General features: G+C 61.9%; 18 protein-coding genes. 13 read left to right on the forward strand and 5 right to left on the reverse strand.

Features of this window, described 5'->3' with window-relative positions; genetic code table 11:
- Nucleotides 1-44: 44 nt before the first annotated feature.
- From F2982_RS18245 to F2982_RS18290, 10 genes are all read left to right on the forward strand, one after another.
- Nucleotides 45-950 (forward strand): sugar ABC transporter permease, encoded by a 906-nt coding sequence (locus tag F2982_RS18245; RefSeq protein ID WP_130278109.1) that lies wholly within the window; start codon nucleotides 45-47, stop codon nucleotides 948-950.
- Entirely contained in the window at nucleotides 943-1887 is a 945-nt protein-coding gene (locus tag F2982_RS18250) for a carbohydrate ABC transporter permease (protein ID WP_203428677.1), read from the forward strand. Before F2982_RS18245 ends, F2982_RS18250 begins: the two co-directional genes overlap by 8 nt.
- A 2-nt stretch (nucleotides 1888-1889) precedes the next feature.
- Nucleotides 1890-2975 carry an ABC transporter ATP-binding protein gene (locus F2982_RS18255; RefSeq protein WP_130278111.1) on the forward strand — a complete coding sequence of 362 codons (1086 nt, stop codon included), beginning with the start codon at nucleotides 1890-1892 and terminating at the stop codon, nucleotides 2973-2975.
- Between the two features lie 120 nt (nucleotides 2976-3095).
- Nucleotides 3096-5561 (forward strand): glycoside hydrolase family 2 protein, encoded by a 2466-nt coding sequence (locus tag F2982_RS18260; protein ID WP_203428678.1) that lies wholly within the window; start codon nucleotides 3096-3098, stop codon nucleotides 5559-5561.
- A gap of 36 nt (nucleotides 5562-5597) precedes the next feature.
- Nucleotides 5598-6359, forward strand: a complete 762-nt coding sequence (locus F2982_RS18265; protein WP_203430119.1) for a sugar phosphate isomerase/epimerase — start codon at nucleotides 5598-5600, stop codon at nucleotides 6357-6359.
- 8 nt (nucleotides 6360-6367) lie between these two features.
- A complete protein-coding gene (locus F2982_RS18270; protein ID WP_130278114.1) occupies nucleotides 6368-7501 on the forward strand; it encodes a Gfo/Idh/MocA family oxidoreductase in 1134 nt (377 codons plus the stop codon).
- An 85-nt stretch (nucleotides 7502-7586) separates the two neighbouring features.
- Nucleotides 7587-8618 carry an L-glyceraldehyde 3-phosphate reductase gene (mgrA, locus tag F2982_RS18275; RefSeq protein ID WP_203428679.1) on the forward strand — a complete coding sequence of 344 codons (1032 nt, stop codon included), beginning with the start codon at nucleotides 7587-7589 and terminating at the stop codon, nucleotides 8616-8618.
- A 285-nt stretch (nucleotides 8619-8903) separates the two neighbouring features.
- Nucleotides 8904-10517 (forward strand): glycoside hydrolase family 43 protein, encoded by a 1614-nt coding sequence (locus F2982_RS18280; protein WP_203428680.1) that lies wholly within the window; start codon nucleotides 8904-8906, stop codon nucleotides 10515-10517.
- A 7-nt stretch (nucleotides 10518-10524) separates the two neighbouring features.
- Entirely contained in the window at nucleotides 10525-11022 is a 498-nt protein-coding gene (locus F2982_RS18285) for a GNAT family N-acetyltransferase (RefSeq protein ID WP_203428681.1), read from the forward strand.
- A 129-nt stretch (nucleotides 11023-11151) separates the two neighbouring features.
- Entirely contained in the window at nucleotides 11152-11475 is a 324-nt protein-coding gene (locus F2982_RS18290) for an RcnB family protein (RefSeq protein WP_112715159.1), read from the forward strand.
- A gap of 48 nt (nucleotides 11476-11523) precedes the next feature.
- Here the strand turns inward: F2982_RS18290 and F2982_RS18295 are convergent, their stop codons facing one another.
- The 3 genes from F2982_RS18295 to znuA form a co-directional block, all read right to left on the reverse strand.
- A complete protein-coding gene (locus F2982_RS18295) occupies nucleotides 11524-11694 on the reverse strand; it encodes a hypothetical protein (RefSeq protein ID WP_203428682.1) in 171 nt (56 codons plus the stop codon).
- On the reverse strand, nucleotides 11691-12896 hold the full coding sequence (gene zigA / locus F2982_RS18300; RefSeq protein WP_203428683.1) for a zinc metallochaperone GTPase ZigA: 1206 nt from the start codon (nucleotides 12894-12896) through the stop codon (nucleotides 11691-11693). The genes F2982_RS18295 and zigA overlap by 4 nt, the downstream gene beginning before the upstream one ends.
- 91 nt (nucleotides 12897-12987) lie before the next feature.
- On the reverse strand, nucleotides 12988-13971 hold the full coding sequence (gene znuA / locus F2982_RS18305) for a zinc ABC transporter substrate-binding protein ZnuA (protein WP_203428684.1): 984 nt from the start codon (nucleotides 13969-13971) through the stop codon (nucleotides 12988-12990).
- A gap of 100 nt (nucleotides 13972-14071) precedes the next feature.
- Here znuA and F2982_RS18310 point away from each other — a divergent pair, with 100 nt between their 5' ends.
- From F2982_RS18310 to F2982_RS18320, 3 genes are read left to right on the forward strand one after another with little or no spacing between them, the layout of a single operon-like run.
- Entirely contained in the window at nucleotides 14072-14962 is an 891-nt protein-coding gene (locus F2982_RS18310) for a metal ABC transporter ATP-binding protein (protein ID WP_203428685.1), read from the forward strand.
- On the forward strand, nucleotides 14955-15767 hold the full coding sequence (gene znuB / locus F2982_RS18315; protein ID WP_203430120.1) for a zinc ABC transporter permease subunit ZnuB: 813 nt from the start codon (nucleotides 14955-14957) through the stop codon (nucleotides 15765-15767). The genes F2982_RS18310 and znuB overlap by 8 nt, the downstream gene beginning before the upstream one ends.
- On the forward strand, nucleotides 15764-16162 hold the full coding sequence (locus F2982_RS18320) for a Fur family transcriptional regulator (RefSeq protein ID WP_112715151.1): 399 nt from the start codon (nucleotides 15764-15766) through the stop codon (nucleotides 16160-16162). The genes znuB and F2982_RS18320 overlap by 4 nt, the downstream gene beginning before the upstream one ends.
- 26 nt (nucleotides 16163-16188) lie before the next feature.
- On the opposite strand, the gene F2982_RS18325 is transcribed toward F2982_RS18320, so the two are convergent.
- A complete protein-coding gene (locus F2982_RS18325; RefSeq protein WP_130278121.1) occupies nucleotides 16189-16374 on the reverse strand; it encodes a hypothetical protein in 186 nt (61 codons plus the stop codon).
- Nucleotides 16375-16453: 79 nt separating this feature from the next.
- A complete protein-coding gene (locus F2982_RS18330) occupies nucleotides 16454-16984 on the reverse strand; it encodes a gamma carbonic anhydrase family protein (protein WP_203428686.1) in 531 nt (176 codons plus the stop codon).
- Between the last annotated feature and the right edge of the window lie 5 nt (nucleotides 16985-16989).

Raw genomic sequence — 16989 nt, forward strand, 5'->3', positions numbered from 1 at the left:
CGCTCTGGATCACAAGACGCAATTGCGATTCAGGAGGAGTCACAATGACGGGTCAAGCGCAAGCAGGCCGGCCAAACCAACTATTGCGCAATCTCAATTCGAAGATTGCTTCCATCCCGATGATCCTTACCGCCCTGGTCATCTTTCTCGGCGGTACGCTCTGGACGGTGTTCTATTCCTTTACCAACTCGAAGCTCCTGCCTCGGTTGAGCTTCGTCGGTTTCGACCAGTACAAGCGCCTCTGGGCTGCACCGCGCTGGATCGTTTCGATCGAAAACCTTGCCCTTTACGGCATCCTGTCGCTGATCTTCAGCCTGGTGATCGGCTTCGTGCTGGCCGCGCTGATGGATCAGAAGATCCGGTTCGAGAACACGTTCCGTACGATCTTCCTTTATCCCTTCGCTCTGTCCTTCATCGTCACCGGTCTCGTGTGGCAATGGGTGCTCAATCCGGAATTCGGCGTTCAGTCGGTGATTCGGTCGCTCGGATGGACGAGCTTCACATTCGATCCGCTCTATACGCCGAGCATCGTCATCTACGGCGTGCTGATCGCCGCTCTCTGGCAGGGGACCGGGCTCGTCATGTGCTTGATGCTTGCCGGCCTGCGCGGCATCGATGAGGACATCTGGAAGGCGGCGCGTGTCGACGGCATTCCGATGTGGAAGACCTATCTCTTCATCGTCATCCCGATGATGCGCCCGGTTTTCATCACCACGCTGGTCATCATCGCCAGCGGTATCGTCAAGGTCTACGACCTCGTCGTGGCGCAGACTTCAGGCGGTCCGGGCATCTCGTCCGAAGTGCCTGCCAAATATGTCTATGACTATATGTTCCAGGCGCAGAACCTCGGGCAGGGCTTTGCGGCCTCGACGATGATGCTGATCACCGTCGCCATTATCATCATTCCCTGGGCTTACCTGGAATTCGGCGGAGGGCGCAAGCGTGGCTAATACCGGAACCCTCAACACCACCGCGGCCGGCATCAACGCCGTCGCCTCCAAGCTTGGTTCGGGCCCGAGCGGCCCGCGGCCGAAGCCTGTTCTTTCGGCGCGCAACATCATGCTCTACGGCACGCTGTTCGTCGCCGCCGCCTATTACCTGCTGCCGCTCTACGTGATGGTCGTGACCTCGCTGAAGGGCATGCCTGAAATCCGTATGGGCAATATCTTCTCGCCGCCGATGGAAATCACCTTCGAGCCGTGGGTGAAGGCCTGGGCGACGGCCTGCACCGGCCTCAATTGCGATGGCCTGTCGCGCGGCTTCTGGAACTCGGTGCGCATCACCGTGCCCTCGGTCGTCGTGTCGATCGCGATCGCTTCGGTGAATGGCTATGCTCTTGCCAACTGGCGCTTCAAGGGCTCGGAGTTCTTCTTCGCGGTTCTCGTCGTCGGCGCGTTCATTCCGTATCAGGTGATGATCTATCCGATCGTTATCGTGCTGCGTGAAATCGGCATTTACGGGACGCTGACCGGCCTGATCATCGTGCATTCGATCTTCGGCATGCCGATCCTGACGCTGCTGTTCCGTAACTACTTCGCCTCGCTTCCCGAAGAACTCTTCAAGGCGGCGCGTATCGACGGTGCAGGATTCTGGCAGATCTTCTTCCGGATCATGCTGCCGATGTCGCTGCCGATTTTCGTCGTCGCGATGATCCTGCAGGTTACCGGCATCTGGAACGACTTCCTCTTCGGCGTCGTCTTCACCCGCCCGGATACCTATCCGATGACCGTGCAGCTCAACAACATCGTCAATTCGGTCCAGGGCGTGAAGGAATATAACGTCAACATGGCCGCGACGATCCTCACCGGTCTCGTGCCGCTTATCGTCTATTTCGTGTCCGGACGTCTCTTCGTCCGCGGTATCGCCGCTGGCGCAGTGAAAGGTTGATCATGAACACAAGCGTTTCCATCAAAGATCTGTCGCTGAATTTCGGTGCGGTCAGCGTTCTCAAGGACCTGAACCTCGAAATCAACGACGGCGAGTTCCTGGTCCTGCTCGGTTCGTCTGGCTGCGGCAAGTCCACGCTCCTGAACTGCATTGCTGGTCTTCTCGATGCATCGGCGGGGCAGATCTTCATCAAGGGCAAGAACGTCACCTGGGAAGAGCCCAAGGACCGCGGCATCGGCATGGTGTTCCAGTCCTACGCGCTTTATCCGCAGATGACGGTCGAGAAGAACCTGTCCTTCGGCCTGCAGGTCGCCAAGGTTCCTCAGGCGGAGATCGACAAGCGCGTCGCCCGGGCTGCCGAGATCCTGCAAATCCAGCCGCTTCTTAAGCGCAAGCCGGCCGAGCTTTCCGGCGGTCAGCGCCAGCGCGTCGCGATCGGCCGTGCCCTGGTGCGCGATGTCGACGTCTTCCTCTTCGACGAGCCGCTGTCGAACCTCGATGCGAAACTTCGCTCCGAGCTGCGCGTCGAGATCAAGCGCCTGCACCAGTCGCTGAAGAACACGATGATCTATGTCACGCACGACCAGATCGAGGCGCTGACACTGGCCGATCGTATCGCCATCATGAAGAGCGGCATCATCCAGCAGCTCGCCGATCCGACGACGATCTACAACAAGCCGCGCAATCTCTTCGTCGCCGGCTTCATCGGCTCGCCGTCGATGAACTTCCTGCGCGGCGAATTGGCAACTGCGAACGGCAAGCCGGCCTTTGTGGCAAACGGCGTGACCTTCTCGCTGGAGGGATACCAGGCTTCCGAGCCGCTGCAGCCCGGCCGCAAGGTGGTGCTTGGCGTCCGCCCCGAGCATATCAAGGTCAACGAGGAGCTCGGTGCCGAAGTGCACGAAGCGACGGTCGACGTCGAGGAGCCGATGGGCGCCGACAATCTGCTCTGGCTGAAACATGCCGGACATACGATGTCGGTACGCATCAACGGCGCGCGCCGCTTCAGCCCCGGCACGCCGGTCAAGCTCGGCTTCGACACCTCGCTCGCGTCGGTTTTCGATGCCGAGACCGAGGACAGGATCTGACAAACGCAATAGGGGCGGGGCGTAAGCTCCGCCTTATCCTCAATAGCGGCCGAAAGGCCGTCCAAGTTTGGCCGCGGACCGGTATCGGTCTTCCCAAGGCGGCCTGATCGGAAACATACCATGACGTCCTTGCCGAAGAACGGTTCCCCCATCGACCTCTCGGGCAGCTGGCACCTTGCCTCCGCCGATGGTGAGGTCAAAACCACGATCAATATTCCGGGCGACGTGCACACCGCGCTGCATGCCGCCAACCTCATTCCGGATCCTTATTTCGGCCGGAACGAAGAGAAGATCCAATTGGTCGCGCATCAGGAATGGACGATCGAGCGCAGCTTCAAGCTCAAGGAAACCGAGGGCGACTGGTATCTCGATATCGACTACCTCGACACGGTTGCCTCGGTCTATGTGAACGGCTTCCTGGCGCTTTCGGCCGATAACGCCTTCCGCCGCTACCGTCCTGACGTGACGTCGATGCTGAAAGCCGGCGACAACACGGTGCGCATCGTCTTCAAGTCGAGCATCGCGGAAGGTGCCGACCGGCAGGGCAGGCAGCCTTTCTACATTCCCTATTCCACCGGCAATTCGCCGATCCCGAACGGCAATATGCTGCGCAAGCCGCAGTGCCATTTCGGCTGGGACTGGAATATCGCGCTGGCGCCGCTCGGTCTCTACGGCACGGTCGCGCTGAAGAAACTGGAAACCGCCCGCATCGAGCATGTGACGACGCGCCAGACGCATAATCTCGACGGCAGCGTCGAATTGCAGGTGACCGCGACGCTCTATTCGAAGAACCCGGGCATCGTGCCTGTGCATTTCGAGCTCGACGGCGAGCGCGTGCGCCTCGACGTCGGCGTCAATGGCGGCGAGACGGTCATCAATCAGTTCTTCCAGATCGACAAGCCGAAGCTCTGGTGGCCGTCGGGCAGCGGCGAGCAGGCGCTCTACACGTTGAAGGTCGAGCTTCCTGCCGATAGCGTCACCAAGCAGATCGGTCTCAGGACCGTCGAGCTGATCACAACGCCCGATGCCGCAGGCAGCCGTTTCGCCTTCAAGGTCAACGGCCGCGAGATCTTCTGCCGCGGCGCCAACTGGATCCCGGCCGACGCGCTCTATTCGCTGTCGTCGCCGGAGAAGACCGAGGACCTGCTGCAATCGGCGAAGGCCGCCAACATGAACATGATCCGCGTCTGGGGCGGCGGGTTCTACGAGCAGGATTATTTCTACGATCTCTGCGACCGGCTGGGCCTTATGGTCTGGCAGGACTTCATGTTCGCCTGCAATCTCTACCCCTCGACCGACGACTTCCTCGATAGCGTTGCGCTCGAGGTGGACTATCAGGTCAAGCGGCTTTCCTCGCATCCGTCGATCGCCATTTGGTGCGGCGACAACGAGCTGGTCGGGGCGCTCACCTGGTTCGAGGAATCGCGCAAGGACCGCGACCGCTATCTCGTTTCCTACGACCGCCTGAACCGGGTGATCGAGCTGGCGATGAAGAAGGCAGCGCCCGGCGCCATCTGGTGGCCGTCGAGCCCGGCTTCCGGTTATCTCGATTTCGGCGATGCCTGGCATGCCGACGGTTCCGGCGACATGCATTACTGGTCGGTCTGGCACGAGAACAAGTCGTTCGACAATTACCGCACGGTGCGGCCGCGTTTCTGCTCGGAATTCGGCTTCCAGTCCTATACGTCGCTGCCTGTCATCAAGACCTATGCGGACGCCAAGGACATGAACGTCGCGTCGCCGGTCATGGAACTGCACCAGAAGAATGCCGGTGGCAACGAGCGCATCGCCGGCACGATGTTCCGCTATTTCCGCTTCCCGAAGGATTTTCCGAATTTCGTCTATCTCAGCCAGATCCAGCAGGGCCTGGCGATCAAGACGGCGGTGGAATACTGGCGGTCGCTGAAGCCGCATTGCATGGGAACGATCTACTGGCAGCTGAACGACACCTGGCCGGTCGCCTCGTGGTCGAGCCTGGATTACGGCGGCCGCTGGAAGGCTATGCACTATCTCGTCAAGCGCTTCTTCCAGCCGGTCGCAGTCGCCGCCATTCCTGCCGATGACGGCAAGTCGATCCGCTTCTCGCTGGTCAACGATACGCTCGATGAAGTCAGCGTCGATCTGTCGATCTCGATCCTGACGATGAAGGGCGAGCGCAAGCACCTGCGGGATGTTCAGGCGGTCTGCTCTCCGGATGCGGCGGTGACGGCTGCCTCGATCGATATCTCGGATATCCCCGAGGGAACGCTGCTTGCCTGGCGCTTCACGGCCTCGAACGGCATGGGGGGCGAGGGGCATCATGTTCACGGCACCTACAAGGCGCTGGAGCTCGAACCCGCTGGTCTGCAGGTGACGCATGAATATGTCGAGGAGGACGGCTCGGTCTGCCTCAATGTCACCGCCAGGGGACTGGCGCTCTTCGTGATGATCGAGACGGACGAGGACGGGAAATATTCCGACAACGCCTTCGATCTCGCGGCCGGTGAAACCCGCCGCATCACGTTCACCCCGGCCAAGGCGCTCGAAAAGGGCAAGCTGCCGGACTTCCGTTTCTACGACCTGCATTCCTGCCAGTCGGCAGAATGAATTTGAAAGATGGGCACGAGGCCCGAGGAGGAAATGATGACGAAACTCAGCTTTCAGCTCTATAGCGCGCGCAACTTCCAGCCCTATTCGGCGATCTTCGAAAAGCTCGGCAAGGCCGGTTACGGTGAAGTCGAAGGCTTCGGCGGTATCTATGCCGATCTTGACGATGCCGGACTGAACAGCCTGCGCGGCGAACTGGACAAGAACGGCCTCACGATGGCGAGCGGCCATTTCAGCCCGGATTTCCTGGATGGCGAAGTCAAGAAGTCGCTCAACATTGCCAAGCTGCTCGGCATGGATTCGATCTATGCGCCGCATCTGGCCGCCGACCAGCGCCCGACGGATGGCGCCGGCTGGCTGGCATTCGGCAAGCGCCTGCATGAGATGGCAAAGCCCTTCAAGGATGCCGGCTACGAGTTCGGCTGGCACAATCACGACTTCGAATTCGTGAAGCTCGCCGACGGTTCGCTGCCGATCGAACGCATCTTCGAAGGCGCGCCGGATATTTCCTGGGAAGCCGATATCGCCTGGGTCGTCCGTGGCGGCGCCGATCCCTTCGCTTGGATCGAGAAGCTCGGTTCGCGCATCACCTCGGTCCACGTCAAGGACATCGCGCCTGCCGGTGAGAACAAGAACGAGGACGGCTGGGCCGATGTCGGCCACGGCACGCTGCCCTGGGCAAAGCTGATCGCCGCGCTGAAGGGCACCAAGGCCAAGCATTTCGTTGTCGAGCATGACAATCCGGCCGATATCGACCGCCTGATCACCCGCTCGATCGCATCCTTCAAGACCTATTGAGGCATATCATGACCAAGGAACTTGGCGTCGGCATCATCGGATGCGGCAACATCTCCACCACCTATTTCTCCCTGTCGCCGCTGTTCAAGGGCCTGAAGGTCCTAGCCTGCGCCGACATCAACATGCAGGCGGCCGAAGCGCGCGCCGCCGAATACGGCGTCAAGGCGCAGACGATCGAGGAACTCCTCAAGAACGATGAGATCGATGTCGTCGTCAACCTGACGATCCCGGATGCGCATTTCCCGGTCTCGAAGTCGATCCTCGAGGCGGGCAAGCACGTCTATTCGGAAAAACCGCTGGTTCTGACGCTGGAGCAGGGCGAGGAACTTCGCCGCATCGCCAAGGAGAAGAACCTCTCCGTCGGCTGCGCGCCCGACACCTTCCTCGGCGGCGCGCATCAGCTCGCCCGCAAGTTTATCGATGAAGGCGGCGTCGGCCGCATCACCTCGGGCGCCTGCTACGTCATGAGCCCGGGCATGGAAATGTGGCATCCGAACCCGGACTTCTTTTTCCTGCCGGGCGGCGGCCCGATCCTCGATCTCGGTCCTTACTACATCGCCAACCTGATCAACCTGATCGGCCCGGTGAAGCGCGTCGGCGCCATGACCTCGATGGCATCGGAAACCCGCACGATCACCAGCGCGCCGCGCAACGGCGAAGTGATCCCGGTGAAGACGCCGACGACGATCCAGGCAATCCTCGAATTCGTCAGCGGCGCGACCGTGACGCTGACGGCAAGCTGGGACGTCTGGTCTCACCGCCACGCCAATATGGAGCTCTACGGCACCGAAGGCTCGATCTATGTGCCGGATCCGAACTTCTTTGGCGGCGTGGTCGAGGCGAGCGGCAAGGACAAGGACATCAAGCCGGTCGAGGGCTGGGATCATCCCTTCGGCATCTTCAACCAGGAGAGCCCGCAGGGACCGCGCGCCAACTACCGCACGGCCGGTCTCGCCGACATGGCGATGGCGATCATCGAGGGGCGTGATGCGCGCTGCTCGCTCGACCGCACGCTGCACGGTGTCGACGTCATGACCTCGATCCTGAAGTCGGGCGAAGAGGGACGCTTCATCGAGCTGACGACGACCTGCACGCAGCCGGCCGCTCTCGGCATCGAAGAGGCGCAGGCGCTGCTTCGATAATCGCCCGCTCTTGAAGTGAGGCTTCAAACGACTATTGTCCCGCGCGGGCAAACTGCCCGCGCGATTTTCTTAAAGGAATAGAACCATGAGCTGGCAACCGGCTTCCGACCGTTATTCGAAGATGAAATACAACCGCACGGGCCGTTCCGGCCTGAAGCTGCCTGCCGTCTCTCTCGGCCTTTGGCACAATTTCGGCGGCGACACGCCGCATGACCGCAAGGTCGACATGTGCCGCACGGCCTTCGATCTCGGCATCACCCATTTCGATCTCGCCAACAATTACGGCCCACCTCCCGGCAGCGCCGAGACCGCTTTCGGCGAAATCCTGCGCACCGATTTCGCCGGTCTGCGCGATGAGCTGATCATCTCGTCCAAGGCCGGTTACGGCATGTGGCCGGGTCCCTACGGTGAGTGGGGCAGCCGCAAGTATCTGATCGCGTCCTGCGACCAGAGCCTGAAGCGCATGGGTCTCGACTATGTCGATATCTTCTACTCGCACCGTTTCGATCCTGAGACCCCGCTGGAAGAGACCTGCGGCGCGCTCGACCATATCGTCCGTTCCGGCCGCGCGCTCTATGTCGGCATCTCGTCCTATAATTCGCAGCGCACCCGCGAAGCGGCCGCGATCCTGAAAGATCTCGGTACGCCGTGCCTCATCCACCAGCCGAGCTACTCGATGCTCAATCGCTGGGTCGAGGACGACAAGCTGCTCGACACGCTCGATGAAACGGGCATGGGTTCGATCGTCTTCTCGCCGCTGGCGCAGGGCATGCTGACCACCAAGTATCTCGGTGGCATCCCGCAGGACAGCCGCGCGGCGCAGAACCACTTCCTGAAGAAGGATTTCATCCGTCCTTCGATCATCGACAACATCAAGAAGCTCAACGAGATCGCCGAGAAGCGCGGCCAGACGCTGGCGCAGATGGCAATCGCCTGGGTGCTGCGCGGCGACCGCGTGACCTCGGCACTGATCGGCGCCAGCCGCTCCTCGCAGATCGTCGATTGCGTCAAGGCGCTCGACAATCTCGAGTTCACCGCAGACGAACTGAAGCAGATCGATGTCTATGCCAAGGAAGCGGATATCAATCTGTGGGCTAAGTCGGCTGAGCTGGAATAGGCTGGGTGATTGATGACGCCCGGGGGAGTTTGGCGGACCACGTTTCACCATGCTCCCTCATTCCTGTGCCCTTAGGGCTGCGCCCACGGGATGTCACAGGAATCCAGCCGGCCCAAGTCCTTGGGCCGGTAAGACTCTTCTCGCCGCGCGGACGCGCGGCGGCTGGATCTCTGTGACATCCCGTGGGCGTAGGCCTAAGAGCACAGAGATGAGGGGGAGACGGGTATTAATGCTCACAGCCCCGGCGAAATTGACGTACGTACCGCAACTTCTGGAGGAGCCGCCATGATCCGCAATCCCATTCTGCCCGGTTTCAATCCGGACCCGTCGATCTGCCGTGTCGGCGAGGACTATTACATCGCGACGTCGACCTTCGAGTGGTATCCGGGCGTGCAGATCCATCATTCGCGCGATCTGGTGAACTGGACGCTGGTGCGCCGCCCGCTGGAGCGCAAGTCGCAGCTCGACATGCGTGGCAACCCCGACAGCTGCGGTGTCTGGGCGCCCTGTCTTTCCTATGCTGACGGGTTGTTCTGGCTCGTCTACACCGACGTCAAGCGCTTCGACGGCAACTTCAAGGATGCGCATAATTACATCGTCACGTCGCCGACGATCGACGGCGAGTGGTCCGAGCCTGTTTATGTGAATTCTTCCGGCTTCGACCCGTCGCTGTTTCATGATGAGGACGGCCGCAAGTGGTTCGTCAACATGCAGTGGAACCACCGGACCGAGAGCTACGGCGGGGCGCCGAAATCACCGGCCTTCGACGGCATCCTGCTGCAGGAATGGGACGCGAAGACGCGCTCGCTCGTCGGGCCGATCAAGAACATCTTTGCCGGCAGCCCGCTGGGGCTCGTCGAGGGGCCGCATCTCTTCCGAAAGAACGGCTATTATTATCTCACCACCGCCGAGGGCGGCACGGGCTACGACCATGCCGTGACGATGGCGCGCTCGCGCAGCATCGATGGTCCTTATGAGATGCATCCGGACATGCACCTGATCACCTCCAAGGACCAGCCGGGCGCCGTGCTGCAGCGGGCAGGGCATGGGCAATATGTCGAGACGCCGGATGGGCAGGTCTATCACACCCATCTCTGCGGGCGGCCGATGCCGCCGAAGCGGCGCTGCACGCTTGGGCGGGAGACGGCGCTGCAGAAATGCGTGTGGAAGGAGGATGGCTGGCTCTATCTCGAAAACGGCACCGTCGTGCCCGATGTCGAGGTTCCCGGCCTGAATGGCGCGACGCTTGCCGAAAAGCCCGTTCGCACCGAGTACAGTTTCGACGGCGGCAAGCTGCCAGCCGATTTCCAGTGGCTGCGCACGCCGGAGCCGCAGCGCATCTTCAATCTGACGGAACGGCCCGGTCATCTCCGGCTGGTCGCCCGCGAAAGCATCGGCTCCTGGTTCGAGCAGTCGCTGGTGGCACGCCGCCAGGAACATCACAGCTTCCGCGCCGAGACGGTCGTCGAGTTCCAGCCGGATACCTACCAGCAGGTGGCGGGCCTGACGCATTACTATAACCGCCACAAGTTCCATGCCGTCGCGGTGACGCTGCATGAGAAGCTCGGGCGCTGCGTGACAGTGCTCTCCTGCGATGGCGATTATCCGAATGGGCGGCTGAGCTTCCCGGCAGGCAGTGGTGCCGCCGTGCCGGCCGAGGGCCGCGTCCAGCTGTCGATGGAAATTCGCGAGAACGGGTTGCAGTTCTTCTGGCAGACCGAGGGCATGGGGGCCTGGCAACCTGTGGGCCCCGAGCTCGATGCCGGCGTCGTTTCCGACGAGGGCGGGCGCGGCGAGCATGGCTCGTTTACCGGCGCCTTTGCCGGCGTCTTTGCCTTCGATACGTCGGGCAGGGCGAAGACGGCCGATTTCGACTGGTTCAATTACGAGGAGCTGTGAGGGAACAATGAACGATATCGACATCGTCCCGATCGCCGAGCAGCATATCGACGGCTTTCATCAAGCGCTCGATACCGTCGCCCGCGAGCGGCGCTACTTGACCTTCCTCGAGGCGCCGCCGCTCGAGAGCACGCGGGCCTTCGTACGGGATATGATTGCCAACGGCCATTCGCAATTCGTGGCGATCGCCGACGGCGCGGTGGCCGGCTGGTGCGATATCCGCCGCCACGCGCAGCCTATCCATGCCCATGGCGGCGCGCTCGGCATGGGCATCCTGCCGGCGTTTCGCGGCAGAGGGCTTGGCGAGCGGCTGATCAGGACGACGATTGAGGATGCCCAGTCGAAGGGGCTGGTACGCATCGAGCTCAACGTCCACGCCGATAACGCCCGCGCCATCCGGCTTTACGAGCGCGTCGGCTTCGTTCGGGAGGGGATCGGCAAGGACTTCGTCTGCATCGACGGGCGCTATCTCGACGTCATCTCAATGGCAATCGTGCGCCGCTGACGCCGCGAAAGCTACATTAGATATCCGGCATAAGCCTTTGTCCGGATTACAGAAGTTTAATTAAAATTTCAGATTCGGTTCATCTTTATGGACGTAATTTCGGGGCGTGTTCAACACGAGGAAACCCCAATGAAAAAGTTCTTCGCCGCTCTTCTCTCCGCCTCCTTCCTGCTGTCGCCGATCGTTGCTTCGGAAGCCAGCGCCAACGATTACCGCCGCCCTGTGGTCGTCGAGAAGAACGTTCACAAGCAGGTCATCGTCAAGAAGTACCGCTGGACCAAGGGCCATCGCGTCACCGCCGCCGAGCGTCGCCGCATGGCTGACGTTCGCGACTACCGCCGCTACCGCCTGTCGGCTCCGCCGCGCGGCTATCACTGGGTAAAGGTCGACAACGACTTCCTGCTGGTCGGCGTCGCCACCGGCATCATCACCAGCATCATTGCCGGCCGCTAAGCGGTTGCGGGAATGAAACAGAAGGGGCGGCAGCGATGCCGCCCTTTTTCATTTGTCCTGACCGGCAGCCGGCTTGCGCGCGATGGCTGCCTTGAGAAATGCCGCCGCCAGCGCCTTGGCATTGGTTGGCTGCGGCTCGGGAATGCTGAGGCCGGGGATCGGCGGCAGCGGTTCGCATTCCTCGCAGATGCAACGGAAGGCCTTTGCTCTTTCGCTCATGCGGCGCGCAATGCCCAGCTGGCGAAGGGATCGGGAAGGTCGCGCCATTTCTCGGGCGTGAAATCCGCGGCATCGACGAGACATGCATCCAGCGCGGCGCGGATCTCGGCCTCGTCCATCGGATCGGCGCCGATGAAGACGATTTCCTGGCGGCGATCGCCCCAGACAGGATCGAGATAGGGCGCAATGTTCTTTTCGAAGCCGGGATCGCGCGGCCACTGCTCCTTCGGCACCGCCGTCCACCACAGACCCATCTTGCCGGTGCGGACGATGGCGCCGGCCTGGCTGATCTCGCCGACATAATGCGGGCGGGTTGCCAGCCAGAAGAAGCCTTTTGAGCGCACGACGCCCGGCCAGGGGCAGTCGAGGAAGGCCTGCAGTTTTCCCGGATGGAAAGGGCGTTTCTCGCGATAGACGAAGGACCGGATGCCATATTCCTCGGTCTCCGGCACATGATCCCGGAAGCCGTGCAGCTCCTTGTACCAGAGCGGGTGGGTCTCGGCCTTGTCGATATCGAAGCGGCCGGTGCCCAGGACATCGGTGAGTTCGACGCGGCCGAAATCCGTCTCGATCAGCTTTGCATCCGGGTTCAGCCCGGTGATGATGATGCGGGCGGCATCGCGCTGCTCCGGCGTTGCGCTGCCGGTCTTGTTGAGGATGACGACATCGGCGAATTCGATCTGCTCGACCAGGAGATCGACGATCGTCCTGTTGTCGCCATCGCCGGCGGTCTCGCCGCGATCGGCCAGGAAATCGGTAGAGGCGTAGTCGGCCAGCAGATTGGCGGCATCGACGACGGTGACCATGGTGTCGAGCCGGGCGAGATCGGAAAGGCTTTCGCCGGCCTCATCGCGGAACTCGAATGTGGTGGCGACGGGCAGGGGCTCGGCAATACCTGTCGATTCGATCAGCAGGTAATCGAACCGGCCCTGTTCGGCGAGCTGGCGGACCTCGGTCAGCAGGTCGTCGCGAAGCGTGCAGCAGATGCAACCGTTGGTCATCTCGACCAGCTGTTCCTCGGTGCGCGACAGGTTGGCGCCGCCATCCCTCACCAGCGCAGCATCGATATTCACCTCGCTCATGTCGTTGACGATGACGGCGACGCGCATGCCCTGTCGATTGGAAAGGACGTGATTGAGCAGCGTCGTCTTGCCTGCGCCGAGGAAGCCGGACAGGACCGTGACGGGGAGCCTGTTATCCATGGATATCTCCGTATAAATGTTATACCATTACATATGCCGATCTGAAAAAGGCGAGCGGAAGGGCTCGCCTCTCTCATCGGTGTTCGAAAGCTCAGCTCTCGCGGCTGAGGCAATCCTTCATGTTGGCCGCGATGCCGCGCATCAGGGTGAAGTAGAGATCGGGGCCGGCCTCGAGTGTGGCGGCTTCCGGATCGAGAACGCCCGACTTCGCCTTGGTGCCTTCGATGACGACATCGACGAGGCGCGGTTCGAATTGCGGCTCGGCGAAGACGCAGGTGGCGCCAAGTTCGCCGACCTTCTTGTGGATCTCCGAAACGCGCTCGGCGCCGGGGATGGTTTCCGGGCTGACGGTGATCGAGCCGGCGACCTTGATACCGTAGCGGTGCTCGAAATACTGGTAGGCGTCGTGGAAGACGATGAAGGGCTTGTCCTTCACCGGTGCGACGGTGGCCGCCAGCTCCTTGTCGAGGGCATCCAGCTTGTCATCAAGCGTCTTGGCATTGGCCTGGTAGGTCAGGGCGTTGGCCGGATCGGCGGCAACCAGCGTCGTGGTGATCTCGGCGGCCATCGCCTTGGCATTGGCGGGATCGAGCCAGAGATGGGTATCGAATTCGCCGTGGTCATGATCATGCCCGTGATCGTCGTGACCGGCGGCTTCCGCATGGTCGTGATCGTGCGCTTCGGCCTCGTCGCCATCGTCATGCGGCTCGAAGGCGCCGCCTTCGCGGAATTTCAGCTTGGTGAGGCCCGGCGCATCGTCGAGCTCGGCAATGCTGGCATCGGAGCCCAGCGATTCAAGCGGCTTTTGCAGAAAGGCCTCGAGGCCGGGACCGACCCAGAACACCACCTTGGCGTCCTGCAGCGTGCGCGCATTCGAGGGCTTCATGCTGTAGGTATGCGGGGAGGCCGCGCCATCGACGATCAGCTCCGGCGTGCCGACGCCCTGCATGATCGAGGCGACCAGCGAATGGACAGGCTTGATCGAGGTGACGACGACAGGCGCATCGGCGGCCTGGGTTGCGCCCGCCAGAAGCAGGGCCGGAAGGGCGAGGGAGAGGCCGGCGGCCAGTTTCATGTGCACGCTCCGCTTGAATAGCGTTTGTTATGTTATTACATCAATTGCGTAATGCTATAACGTGTGCGATAGCATGACGCAACAGCACATCAGGAAAATTATGTTATCTCCCGCCAATACAGGGGCGAAGCCGCTGGTTTCCCTCAACAATGTCGGCATCAGGCGCAACGGGCGCTGGCTGGTCCGCGGCGTCGATTTCTCGGTTTCGCCGGGCGAGATCGTGACGCTGATCGGCCCGAACGGCTCCGGCAAATCGACGAGCGCCAAGGCGGCCATCGGCGTGTTGAAGCCGGATGAGGGGACGGTCGAGCGTCTGTCCGGCCTCAAGGTCGGCTATGTGCCGCAGAAGCTGGCGGTCGACTGGACGCTGCCGCTCACCGTGCGCCGGCTGATGACGCTGACGGGGCCGCTCGCCGACAAGGAAATGATGACGGCGCTCGAGGCGGCCGGCATGGCGCATATGCTCGATGCTGAGGTGCAGCACCTCTCGGGCGGCGAATTCCAGCGCGCCCTGATGGCCCGCGCCATTGCCCGCAAGCCCGATCTGCTGGTGCTCGACGAACCGGTGCAGGGCGTCGATTTCTCCGGCGAGATAGCGCTCTACGACCTGATCAAGCAGATCCGAAACAATACCGGCTGCGGCATCCTGCTGATCTCGCACGACCTCCATGTCGTCATGGCCGAGACCGATACGGTCATCTGCCTCAACGGCCACGTCTGCTGCCGCGGCACGCCGCAGGCCGTCAGCCAGAGCCCGGAATATGTGCGGCTGTTCGGCAGCCGCGCGGCGCAGACGCTTGCCGTCTATAGCCACCATCACGACCATACGCATTTGCCCGACGGCCGCGTCCAGCATGCCGATGGAACGGTGACCGATCACTGCCATCCGGAGGATGGTCATCACCACGATCATGATCACCCGCACGGTCATGACCATGACCACGACGGGCACGATCACCATCATCACCATGCGGGGGAGCGCCATGCTTGACGATTTCTTCGTCCGTGCGATCCTCGCCGGCGTCGGTCTGGCGCTGACCACCGGGCCGCTTGGCTGCTTCATCATCTGGCGGCGGATGGCCTATTTCGGCGACACGATCGCCCATTCGGCGCTGCTCGGCGTGGCGCTGTCGCTGCTCTTCCAGTTCAACCTGACGCTCGCCGTCTTCGGCGTGGCGGCCACCGTCTCGATCCTGCTGCTTCTCCTGCAGAAGCGCCAGGCGCTGTCGGCCGATGCGCTGCTCGGCATTCTCTCGCATGCGACGCTGGCGATCGGCCTCGTCATGGTCGCCTTCATGACCTGGGTGCGCATCGATCTTATCGCCTTCCTGTTCGGCGATATCCTGGCCGTCTCCAAGAGTGATATCGCGGTCATCTGGGGCGGCGGCATCTTCGTCGTCGCGGCAATCGCCTGGCTGTGGCGGCCGCTGCTTGCCTCCACCGTCAATCCCGAGCTTGCCGAGGCCGAGGGCATGCAGCCCGAGAGGGCGCGGCTGTTTTTCATGCTGCTGATGGCGGTCGTTATCGCCATCGCCATGAAGATCGTCGGGATCATGCTGATCACCTCGCTGCTGATCATTCCGGCCGCGGCCGCCCGCCGCTTTTCGCCGACACCGGAGATTATGGCCGTTCTGGCATCGCTGATCGGCGCCGTTGCCGTGGTCGGCGGGCTGTTCGGCTCGCTGACCTATGACACGCCTTCCGGCCCGTCGATCGTGGTGGCGGCACTCATCCTCTTCATCCTCAGCCTGCTGCCGCGGCTGGGACGCAGACAAGCGCAAGGACAAGGCACATGAACACGCCGCAGCTGACCAAGAACCAGGCTCTGGTCTATGACGTCCTAGAAAAATCCGAAGGGCCGCTCAGCGCCTACACGATCCTCGACAAGCTCAGGGATCACGGCTTTCGCGCGCCGTTGCAGGTCTATCGGGCGCTCGACAAGCTGCTCGAGTATGGCGTCGTCCACCGGCTGGAAAGCATCAACTCCTTCGTCGTCTGCGCCCATCCGGACGAGAACTGCCACAACCACGGCACCGTCGCCTTCGCCATCTGCGAAAGCTGCGGCCAGGTGATCGAATTCCACGACCACGAGGTCGATCACCGGCTGATGGACCGGATGCGCGCCAAGAAGTTCAAGGCCGAGAAGACGACGATCGAGATCCGCGGCGTTTGCGAGAGCTGCGCCGCCTAGGCTTCGTGAAATGCCGGGCAGCAGCGTTACTGCTGCTTGCTCTTGCCGTCCTTGGCCTGCCGCCGGGCGAAGACGCGCATGATCAGCTGGAAGGCAACGACGATGGCAAACATGTAGAGCCAATGGCTCCAGTTGCCGTCCGCCGAGAAGGCGAAGTTCAGGCCTATGATGACGGCAAAACTCAAAGCGAATGAAATGATGTAAACGGCCATCCGATCCTCCCCAGACGATCGTATTCTAGATATCGACGGGCTGCCTTTCAACCTGGAGGGGATTTCTGGCCGTAATCCCTTAGTCTAGTCGCCTGAGATCCCGCGCGAACCTTTGCCAGTTCGACACGTATTTCTCCGCCGAGCGCTTCAGCCCCTCGATCGCCTTTTCATCCAGTGTGCGGATGACGCGGGCGGGGGAGCCGGCGATCAGCGAGCCGTCGGGGAATTCCTTGCCCTCGGTGACAAGTGCATTGGCGCCGACCAGGCAGTTGTTGCCGATCTTCGCGCCATTCAGCACGGTCGCACCCATGCCGATCAGCGCGTTGTCGCCGATCGTGCAGCCGTGGACGATGGCGTGGTGGCCGATGGTGCAGCCTGCGCCGATTGTCACGGGCGCGCCGGGATCGGTATGCAACATCGCGCCTTCCTGGATATTGGTGTTGCGGCCGACAACGATCGGCTCGTTGTCGCCGCGCAACACCGCGCCGAACCAGATGCCGACGCCTTCGCCAACCTCGACGTCACCGATCACATGCGCATCCGGAGCGATCCAGTAAAGACCGCTTGCGGGAAGGCGTGGCTTCAATCCTCCGAGCGCATAGACCGGCATGGCAA

The sequence above is a fragment of the Rhizobium sp. BG4 genome, assembly GCF_016864575.1.
Classification (GTDB): domain Bacteria; phylum Pseudomonadota; class Alphaproteobacteria; order Rhizobiales; family Rhizobiaceae; genus Rhizobium.